We start from the raw sequence: 11,090 nt of genomic DNA, 5'->3' as shown, positions 1-11,090 counted from the left end.
AAAATAATACGACGAATGTTTTTTATTTGTAAATTTTAATATCATATTATTCAAAAGTAAAATAATATTTGATATTATTTTATTAAATCAATTTCAACAAAATAACCAATAAAAAAGAGGACGCAGGTTGCGTCCTCTTTTTTATAAATCTTTCACTCGTAATACACGCATTGCATTTAACACTGCAAGTAGTGTCACACCAACATCTGAGAAAACAGCTTCCCACATTGTTGCAATACCAAAGGCACCAAGTAATAGAACGATCCCTTTTACACCTAAAGCAAAGATGATATTTTGCCACACTATACTTCTTGTGCGTTTTGCAATTTTTACAGCTGTCGCAATTTTTGAAGGCTCATCAGTCATAATAACGATGTCTGCCGCTTCAATTGCTGCATCTGATCCTAAACCACCCATCGCAATACCAACGTCTGCACGGGCTAATACTGGTGTATCGTTAATACCGTCACCAACGAAGGCAATTTTTTCTTTTCCATGCTTCGCTGCATCAATTTTTTCAATCTCTTCTACTTTTTGTTGCGGTAGTAATTCCGCATGAACTTCATCTAAGCCTAATTCTTTACCGACAGCTTCACCAACTGTTTTTGCATCACCAGTTAACATTACTGTCTTTTTAATACCTAGTTCTTTTAACTTTTGAATCGCTTGTTTCGAATCCTCTTTTACCTCATCAGAAATAACAATATAACCTGCATATTTTCCATCTATAGCAACGTGAACTAATGTACCTACTGTTTCTGGTTGTTTAAATTCAATATTTTCTTTTCTCATTAATTTTACATTACCTGCAAAAATTTCTTTTCCTTGTACTTTTACGACTGTACCGTGACCAGAAATTTCGTTATAATCATCGATTATTTTTTCATCAATTGATTTTCCATATGCCTTTCGAATAGATTGGGCAATTGGATGGTTAGAATACACTTCAGCAAATGCCGCATACTCTAATAACTCTTCGCTTGTAGTACCTTCGCTCGGTTCCATTTTTGTAACTTTGAAAACACCTTTTGTTAATGTTCCTGTTTTGTCAAAAACAATATATTTTACATCATTTAAAGCTTCTAAATAGTTACTACCTTTTACTAACACACCACTTTTAGATGCACCACCGATACCTCCAAAGAATCCAAGAGGAATGGATACAACTAACGCACATGGACAAGAGATTACTAAGAACACTAAAGCTCTATAAATCCACTCAGAGAATGTAGCCCCTTCTAAAATAAGCGGTGGAATAAACGCCATGATCGCCGCTGTAATAACTACAACTGGAGTGTAGTAACGCGCAAACTTCGTAATAAAGTTTTCTGTTGGTGCTTTTTTACTGCTTGCATTTTGAACTAAATCTAAAATTTTCGATACAGTTGATTCACCAAATTCTTTTGTAACTTCAATTGTCAACACGCCGTTTTGGTTCACAAAGCCACTTAATACATCATTTCCAACTTCAACTTCACGTGGTACAGATTCACCAGTTAATGCTGAAGTATCTACCATTGATGTTCCTTCAATTACTTTTCCGTCTAATGGTACTTTCTCACCTGGCTTAACGATAATATAATCGCCAATTTGTACATCTTCTGGTGATACTTGTTTCGTTTCATTTCCAACCTTTACATTCGCATAATCAGGACGAATATCCATTAATGAAGTAATTGATTTTCGAGAGCGGTTTACCGCAATGCTTTGGAATAGTTCTCCTACTTGATAAAATAGCATTACTGCTACAGCTTCTGAATATTGCTGAATTGCAAAAGCTCCTACAGTTGCAATTGCCATTAAGAAGTTTTCATCAAATACTTGGCCACGAGTTATGTTTTTTACCGCTCTCCAAATGATATCTCCACCTATTAATAAATAAGCAAGGACGAATAACGGAATTGTTACCATTTGTGGTAAGCCCGCTAATGCAGCAATTGCCGTCAAAATTCCGCCAACCACTAATCTCCCTACCATCTTTTTCACATTTGCTTCACCATGATCGTGACTATGTCCGTGGTCATGACCGTTCTTCTCTTCACGAACAACTTTCACATCTGGCTCTAACTTTTGAACGACATTTGTTATATTTGCTACAGTCGCTTCTAGTTCTCTTTTATTCGCAACTTCTACTCGTAGTTTCTTCGATACGAAATCAACAGTTGCTTCTGAGACAGCTGGCATTTCCTTAACTTTATTTTCAATTTTCATTGCACAGTTCGCGCAATCTAAACCTTCTAATATAAATACTTCTTTAGCAATTTTATTTTTTTGTTCTTCTTGCACTTTAATATGCGGTTCTAATTTTGTAACGAGTTGTTTTGCTTCCGTAACAACTTCGTTTTCTTTATTTTGTGCTGTTTCTAAGATCATTGTCTTTGTTGCGAAGTTTACAGAGCAAGAATTTACTCCTTCTATATTCCCAACACCTTTTTCAATTTTCATTGCACAGTTCGCACAATCTAAACCTTCTAACATCAATTTCTTTTTCACTAATGCTTCAGCCATCGTTCTCCCTCCTCGCGTTCTTTTTATTCTTCTTCGTTTACGTGCTCAAACGCTTGCTCGAAGATATGAATTACGTGCTGATCAGCTAACGAATAATAAACAACCTTTCCTTCTTTACGATTCTTTACAAGTTTCGCTTGCTTTAACACACGAAGCTGATGCGAAATAGATGATTGTGTCATTCCTAATAAATAAGCTAAATCACAAACGCACATCTCAGCTTCAAATAGCGCATGTAATATTCTCGTACGTGTACGGTCACCTAATACTTTAAATAGTTCTGCTACTTTACTTAAACTTTCATCAGTTGGAATTGTTTGTTTTACTTGCTCAACAACTTCTTCATGAATTATCGTTTGAGAACATGTCTCTTGTGGTGTTTCTACTTTATTTCCAGCCATTATAGCTCACCTCTTTAATTGAACATATGAACAATCATTCATATATTTTATACTCTTATTATATGAGCACCTGCTCATATGTGTCAATGAAATCTGAATTTTTTTATGAACATTTTAATAAGGCATATACATATTTTCCGCATCCTCTATATTCTCATACAAAAAAGGATGCACAAGTCGCACACCCCTTTTTTTCATATTCCGACATAAAAATTCAACAAAGTAATATATGTTCCCTTTATTTCAACAAAAGAAAAAGCCTTGCGCGCTCCCTAGACGCACAAGGCTTACTGTGTTATATCCCTTTAATTAGCTTGATCTAAATTATCCTGCGAACTGCTATCGTCTTTTAAATGACTATGTTTTTTCGAATAAACAAAGTATACAACTACTCCAATTGCTAACCAAATACCAAAGTATATCCATGTTGTTAACGGTAAATTTACCATTAAGAATAGACAACATGCAATTGAAATAATCGGTAAGATCGGTACAAGTGGTACCATAAATCCACGTTGTAATTTCGGATGCGTTTTACGAAGAATGATAACAGTTACACCAACCATGGCGAATGTTAATAACGCTCCAATATTCGCTAAATTCGACAATTCTTTTAAATCGATAAATCCAGCAATTAAAGCACTACCAATTCCTGTTAACCAAACTGAAAATGTTGGCGCTTCAGTCTTCTTGTTAATTTTCGCAAAAGATTTTGGTAATAAACCATCACGGCTCATTGCGAAGAATACACGTGTTGTCGCATAAATGTAAGCGAAAATTACAGCCATAATACCAATTACAGCTCCAATTGCAATTACACCAGCCACTTTATCTTGTCCTACAACTTCTAACACATACGCCATAGCTTCAGGTACATCTAATTCCTTATAAGAAACCATACCTGTCATAACGAGACAAACTACAACATAAATAATTGTACAAATAACTAACGAAGCAATAATACCAATTGGTAGATCACGTTGCGGATTTTTTACTTCTTCAGCAGAAGTTGCTAATGCATCAAATCCTAAGAAAGCAAAGAATACTGCTGCTCCCCCTGCGAACACTCCACTTAAACCGTAAGGTGCAAATGGTATCCAGTTTTCTGGTTTCACGTAGAATACACCAACTGCAATGAATAAAACAACAATACCAATTTTAATTAATACCATTATGTTATTCACACGCTTACTTTCTTTCGTACCTCGTGATAATAACCAAGTTATCACTAACGTAACAATAACTGCTGGTAAGTTTACCATACCACCTTGCGCTGGAATCGTTAGCAACGCTTTCGGAATTTCTAGTCCCAGCCCACTCACTAAATTATTGAAATAACCCGTCCATCCGCCAGCTACTGCGGCAGTCGTTACGACATATACGGATAACAATGTCCATCCCATTAAATGAGCAACAAACTCACCAATTGTTGCATACGAATATGTGTACACACTACCTGAAACAGGAAGTGTAGATGCAACTTCTGCATAACATAATGCTGCAAATCCACAAACAATTGCTGCAATCATAAATGAAAAAATAACTGCTGGACCAGCATCTCTTGCTGCTACTAATCCAGTTAATACTAGAACTCCTGTACCAATTATCGCACCAATCCCTAGCATTGTTAGGTCAAATGCCCCTAGCGTTTTCGTCAAAGTTTTACTTTTACTTTCCCCTAACAATTGCGTAACGGATTTCTTTTTAAATAGGTTGGCCACGATGTATGCCCCCTTTTGCCAAGAAGAGCTAAGAGATCTTCACTCTTAGCTCTTATCATGTTGTTTTATATATTGTTCGATTTTGTTTTGTATAATGCTTCTATTAGCAAGATACTGTCTTTGCTTCTAATAATTCTTTAGCACCTTTGTACTCTACACCGTGAGCTTCTGCAACTGCTTCGAATGTTACATAGCCATCTAATGTGTTAATACCTTTTAGTAATGCAGAGTTACCTAGGCAAGCTTCTTTGTAGCCTTTGTTAGCAATTTGTACTGCATATGGTACTGTTACGTTTGTTAATGCAAGAGTTGATGTACGTGGAACCGCACCTGGCATGTTTGCAACTGCATAATGAACAACGCCGTGTTTTTCGTAAGTTGGGTTATCATGAGTTGTAATACGGTCAGTTGTTTCGAAAATACCACCTTGGTCAATCGCGATATCTACAACAACAGAACCTGGTTCCATTGATTTAATCATTTCTTCTGTTACAAGTTTTGGAGCTTTTGCACCTGGGATTAATACTGCACCGATTACAAGATCAGACTCTTTAACAGCTTCTGCAATATTGTAAGGATTAGACATTAAAGTTTTTACTTGGTTTCCGAAAATGTCATCTAATTGACGAAGACGTTCTGCGCTTAAGTCGATGATTGTTACATCCGCACCTAGTCCAACTGCAATTTTAGCAGCATTTGTACCAGCTTGTCCACCACCGATGATTGTTACTTTACCACGTTTAACCCCTGGAACACCTGCAAGTAAGATACCTTTACCGCCTTTGTTTTTCTCAAGGAATTGTGCACCAATTTGTGCAGCCATACGACCAGCTACTTCACTCATAGGTGCAAGTAATGGTAATGAACGGTTTTCTAATTGTACTGTTTCATATGCGATAGAAACAACTTTTTTCTCGATTAAAGCTTTTGTTAATTCTGGCTCTGGAGCTAAGTGTAAGTATGTGAACAAGATTAAGCCTTCACTGAAGTGTTTGTATTCGCTTTCAATTGGTTCCTTAACTTTCATAACCATTTCCATGTTCCAAGCTTCTTCAGCTGTATCAACAATTTTTGCTCCCGCTTCAACATACTGAGCGTCTGTGAAACCAGATCCTAAACCTGCACCCTTTTGAATGAATACTTCGTGATTGTTACGAATTAAATGTACAACACCTGCTGGTGTCATTGCCACACGGTTTTCGTTGTTTTTAATTTCTGCTGGTACCCCAATACGCATAATGAAATGCCCCCTTATAATTAACAGAAAAAAGAGATTCTTTTTTCTTTTTGTAATAATTAATAACTTATGTCCTTATTCTAGCATAACTTAAAAGTTATGAAAACGCTAACATACCATTTTCCTAAAGTTTTTATATTTAGAATAGTGTAAATATATAAAACATTGATTCTATTAGGGGTTTTGTGTCATTCCATTATCTTTCACTCTATTTTTATTATACTATTTCAAAATAAACAGCAATCATTTATTATTTGACAATAATGTAACAATGTAAGAAACCTAAGCGATAACGTATACATATACAGTTATTACTTTACTCAATACTTTAGAGATATATTCTTTTCACAAAAAAACAGCTGCTAGCATTTAGCTAGCAGCTGGGTAACTTATAAATAACTTAGAAAATAAATCATCTGTCGTTTCAGTAATTTTATCAAACAGATCACTTTCTTCCGCTTCTTGCTCTTTTAACATCTTAATTGTTTCACGTGCATCTTCAGGATAATCGGTTATGATACCATCTACGTTTAACTTATAATATGCCTTTAAATTTTCCATATCATTTACTGTCCATACGTAAATTGGTTTGTTTAACTTCCTTGCTTCTTTTACTAATTTCTTATTTAACATATATTCTTCTGCTACGTAAAAGTCAGCCTTCACATTCTTTAAGTTAGCTCTACTTGCATACAATATATACCCTACTTTTATATCTGGATTTGCACGTTTAAACTCTTTAATAAGTGGATAGTGTAACGTTTGAATTACACATTGCTTCTCAAATTCATTATCTTTAATCGTTTTTAAGACTTTGTTTACAAAATCTTTTTCGCCCCCATGAAGCTTCACTTCTATATTAAGTTTGATTTTGCCATTTGCTAGCTTAATGATTTCATCAAGTGTACTTATTTGTCCTGAAAGTCCATCTTGACTAAGGGTAAGCTGCCTTAACTCAGCCATCGTTAAATCTGACACATGCACATTGGCATTGGCAAGACGCTTCAGCTTCAAATCATGTATAACCGCTAGTTCACCGTCTTTCGTTTGTAATACATCTATTTCAGCGTAGTCTGCTTTTGCATCAATAGCACCTTGCACAGCTTCTTTCGTATTTTCTACGCCTTTTGATATATACCCGCGGTGCGCCATAATAATTGGTTCTTTATACGAATTTGAAATAAACGTTACAATGAAGGCAACAACCATTCCAGCAGTAATAATCCCCACAATATATACGCCAATAAATTTCCAACGATGTTTTTGGAAGAAACATTTATCTGCTTTCGTTTTCGAATAATCTAATCCTTCTTCTAATAAAACATCTTCAACCGGTACCTTTTGTAAGTATAATCGCGTAATCGCCATAATATAAAATGGCGTCACGATAAAACTAAATAAATACAATGTACTCGTTAAAAATACAGAAATCGTTGATTCTGCTAATAATGCAAATGTTCCTTTCGGATTTGTAAATTCATAAACACCCCATAGGCACAATAAATATATTCCCAAAAATACGACATATACAATTCCAATTGAAATAAAAAATCCTACTAAAAAGAGCAGTACTTTAAAAAAGCTTTCCTTTACTAAAGTTGCACTTTTACGTGCTGCCACGCGAAATGATTTTTGCTCTAAAACAACAATAGGTAGAACGAAAATCCATCGAAGATTTATATACGCGACTACAGCAAAGAACGTGTAATAACCAACTTGTCCCATCGTTGTCTTAAACAGTTCTCCTGTAATGAAGTTAGGAATTTGAATTTGCGGGATTAATGCCGTTTCATATCCCATATTTAAAAGAGGCAACAATACGACAGCATATAAAATAAATCCTGGTAAGCAATATGTGAAAAGAGTAGGTAAATACGTTACCGTTTTATATAAAATCGGACGTAATTTCACCTTCTGTCTTTTATGAGCGAAATACGAAATAATAATAAGCACCGCAAATTCTGTAAAGATAAGAAACAGTGCTAACAATGACAAAATTACGATTGCTAAGATGCCATAAGGCGTCTTTAAAAACGCTAATAATTCATCATTTGTCGCATTTGCATAACCACCAAAATACAATAATTTATTAAAAATGATTCCAAATAGTGGAACAAACACAATCGCTGCTAATAATTTATAAGCAAGTTGAAAAGTTAATACATTCCAAAAAGCAAATTTAACTGTTTGAAAGGAATGTCTCATTACTCCTGGTATAGATAGTTTTTTACGGTGTTGCATATACTCCTCCAAATTCTAAAACGGTATTTGAGATGGATTCCATATTTCCAGTTCTAATCCATCTTTTTAATAATAATATATTCCGCTTAACATGAACACTCTTATACATATAATGAAAAAAGTGATGGCTACTTCCCATCACTTTTTCATTTATTCTATTTTTTCTCTAGCCCTTGTCCAAATGCTTTCAAGAAGCTAAAACCGAATGTAATAGCTCTATTGATATCTGGATCTTTTAATACTTTAAAGAAATCCATCACTTTTGTTTTTTTACCACAATTTAATTCATCTGTTGCAAATTGCAATCCTGTAACTAAACTTGACGTAATTTGCTTCGTTATTTCTGGGTCAACTGAAGATAACGCTTCTCCTGCCCCCATCATATTATTTAACGCATTTTTAACGGGTTCACGATTTAATTGCTCCACAGCGATTTTTGAAACATCTTCCTTCGCAGCAAGTAAACTAATTGCCGCATCTAATATACCAGCCTTCTGCAACTGTGCTAAAAGCTGCATCGTTTCTTCTACTGCTTCACGATTATTAGATAGCTCATTTAGAAGTTCATCTGCTACTTGCTGTTTCTGTTCTTCCTCTGTTACAACTTTCTTTTTAATTACAGTAATTTCTTTCGCCACTATCTCCGCCCCCTAGTCCACAAGTGATACGTATTGTTTTCTTTGCCATTTTTGCTCGATTTCAACACCGTTTTGCGGATTACGCTTTTTATCTCTCGGGTTTGAAGATGGTAACGGACGATTCCCTTTTTCACGTAGTACACGCATCTTTACCATCGTTTGTTTGTACGCTGGTGTACATGTATAAAGATCTGTCGCCGTTCCAGTTAAAATATTGATTGCCTCTTCATTTACCGTTGCATGCATCGGTAAATATAGCTCTTTCCCCGTTACACGATCTGTAACAAGTGCCTGTACTTTAATTTTCCCAAATGGTGATGCTAATTCTACAAGACCACCATCTTTCACATTGCGCTCTAGGGCAAGTTCAGGCGAGATTTCAACGAACACTTCAGATACTTTAGATAAAATACCAGCCGATTTATTCGTCATATTCCCTTCATGGAAATGTTCTAACATACGACCATTATTTAAAAGTAAATCATACTCATCTGGTGCTACAACTGGTGGTACCCATTCATCTAATGATAGACGAGCTAGTTTATCCGGGAAGTTAAATCCGTCCACATATAATAGCGGTGTATCACTGCCATCATGGCTACCCCAACATAAACTATTCCATCCTTCTAAACGATCGTATGTTGCCTGAGAATATAAAGGTGCAAGCGATGCGATTTCATCCATGATTTCACTTGGACTTTCATAATTCCAGTCCCCGCCAAGTGCACGAGCTACTTTTTGTAAAATCCACCAGTCTGGCTTTGAATCACCAAGCGGCTTCAATACTTCATATAATCTTTGAATACGGCGCTCTGTATTCGTAAATGTTCCCTCTTTTTCTAAGCTTGGTGCTGCCGGTAAAATAACATCAGCAAAACGAGCTGTTTTCGATAAGAACATATCTTGAACAACAAGGAAATCTAAATTCGCTAAAATATGTTGTACATGGTTGGCATTCGAATCTACTAAAGCCATTTCTTCACCCATAACATACATACCACGCAGTTTCCCTTCATCTGCCGCCAGTAACATTGCAATATTATTTAAGCCTGGTGCTTTCGGAATTGTAGTACCGTATGCTTTTTCAAATTTCGCACGGAGCGCATCATCTGAAACTGCTTGGTAACCTGGAAGCCAGTTTGGTAATGTTGCCATATCACAAGCGCCTTGTACGTTATTATGTCCGCGTAATGGATATGCTCCTGCACCAGGACGACGATAGTTACCCGTAACAAGCAATAGATTTGAAATTGCTGCTGAAGTTGTACTTCCTCCAGTATTTTGAGTTACACCCATTCCCCAAAGTACACAAGTACCATCTGCTTCATATACCATACGAGCCATTTCTTTCAGATTTTCTTTCGAAATCCCCGTAATTTCTTCTGTATAATCAAGCGTATACTTTTCTACCATTTTGCTATATTCATCAAAATTCTTCACATTTTCAGCTATGAACTTTTTATCGTGCCAATCTTGATCAATAATATATTTCGTAATACCAGCGAGCCATACGTAATCAGTTCCTTGGCGCGGATGAATGAATAAATCCGCACGCTCTGCCATTTCATGTTTACGAAGGTCTGCCACAATTAATTTTTGGTCATGTAATTTATGAGCACGTTTTACACGCGTTGCAAGTACAGGATGTCCTTCTGTTGGATTTGCTCCAACGATAATGACAAGGCCTGCTTCCGCAATATCTTTCACTGTTCCAGCGTCCCCGCCCATACCGACAGTTTTAAATAAACCGTCTGTTGCTGGAGATTGACAATAACGGGAACAGTTGTCTACATTATTCGTTCCATATATTTGACGGGCTAGTTTTTGCATAAGATAATTTTCTTCATTCGTTACTTTCGAAGAAGAAATAAACCCAAATGCATCACTTCCATATTCTGATTTAATATGCTGCATATTGGATGCAACAACTTCCAGAGCCTCTTCCCATGAAGCTTCAACAAACATATCTCCTTGGCGAATTAATGGCTTTGTAATACGATCTTCACTGTTTACAAAATCCCATCCAAATTTGCCTTTTACACATGTGGAAATACCGTTAACCGGCGCATCTGAAACAGGCTGCACTTTCAAAATGTGTCGGTCTTTCGTCCATACTTCAAATGAACAACCTACACCACAAAATGTACAAACTGTTTTTGTTTTATTCACTTTCGTCTTACGCATCGCAGCCTCTACTTCTGAAACTGCTAAAATACTACTATATCCCGGCTCTACATCCTTTACAAAATCAATCATCGGATCTAACACATCCGGTTTCAATCCTGTCATGAATCCAGCTTCACCCAGCATTGTTTTTTCCATTAACGCATTACATGGACATACT

The 11,090-nt window shown here is 36.1% G+C and carries 7 protein-coding genes; all 7 read right to left on the bottom strand.

What is annotated here, in order from left to right:
- Window positions 1–141: 141 nt before the first annotated feature.
- On the bottom strand, window positions 142–2,508 hold the full coding sequence (locus MR167_RS28370) for a heavy metal translocating P-type ATPase (protein WP_242316036.1): 2,367 nt from the start codon (window positions 2,506–2,508) through the stop codon (window positions 142–144).
- Between the two features lie 23 nt (window positions 2,509–2,531).
- Window positions 2,532–2,909, bottom strand: a complete 378-nt coding sequence (locus MR167_RS28365) for an ArsR/SmtB family transcription factor (protein ID WP_000918378.1) — start codon at window positions 2,907–2,909, stop codon at window positions 2,532–2,534.
- A gap of 305 nt (window positions 2,910–3,214) precedes the next feature.
- Entirely contained in the window at window positions 3,215–4,630 is a 1,416-nt protein-coding gene (locus MR167_RS28360; protein WP_001284899.1) for an amino acid permease, read from the bottom strand.
- Window positions 4,631–4,733: 103 nt separating this feature from the next.
- Window positions 4,734–5,867: an alanine dehydrogenase gene (ald, locus tag MR167_RS28355; RefSeq protein WP_001219743.1), complete on the bottom strand. Its 1,134-nt coding sequence runs from the start codon at window positions 5,865–5,867 to the stop codon at window positions 4,734–4,736.
- 369 nt (window positions 5,868–6,236) lie between these two features.
- Window positions 6,237–8,108, bottom strand: coding sequence for a glycerophosphodiester phosphodiesterase (locus MR167_RS28350; protein WP_001164710.1), 1,872 nt, complete (start codon window positions 8,106–8,108; stop codon window positions 6,237–6,239).
- A gap of 155 nt (window positions 8,109–8,263) precedes the next feature.
- Window positions 8,264–8,746: a helical membrane plugin domain-containing protein gene (locus MR167_RS28345; RefSeq protein WP_001040538.1), complete on the bottom strand. Its 483-nt coding sequence runs from the start codon at window positions 8,744–8,746 to the stop codon at window positions 8,264–8,266.
- Between the two features lie 12 nt (window positions 8,747–8,758).
- Window positions 8,759–11,090, bottom strand: a 2,332-nt coding sequence (gene fdhF, locus MR167_RS28340; RefSeq protein WP_242316034.1) for a formate dehydrogenase subunit alpha, incomplete at its 5' end; no start/stop codon positions are given.

Source organism: Bacillus cereus group sp. BfR-BA-01355 (assembly GCF_022663675.1).
GTDB classification, from domain to species: domain Bacteria; phylum Bacillota; class Bacilli; order Bacillales; family Bacillaceae_G; genus Bacillus_A; species Bacillus_A thuringiensis_S.
The sequence above is the reverse complement of the archived record's forward strand: the minus strand, read 5'-3'. Positions and strand labels throughout refer to the sequence as shown.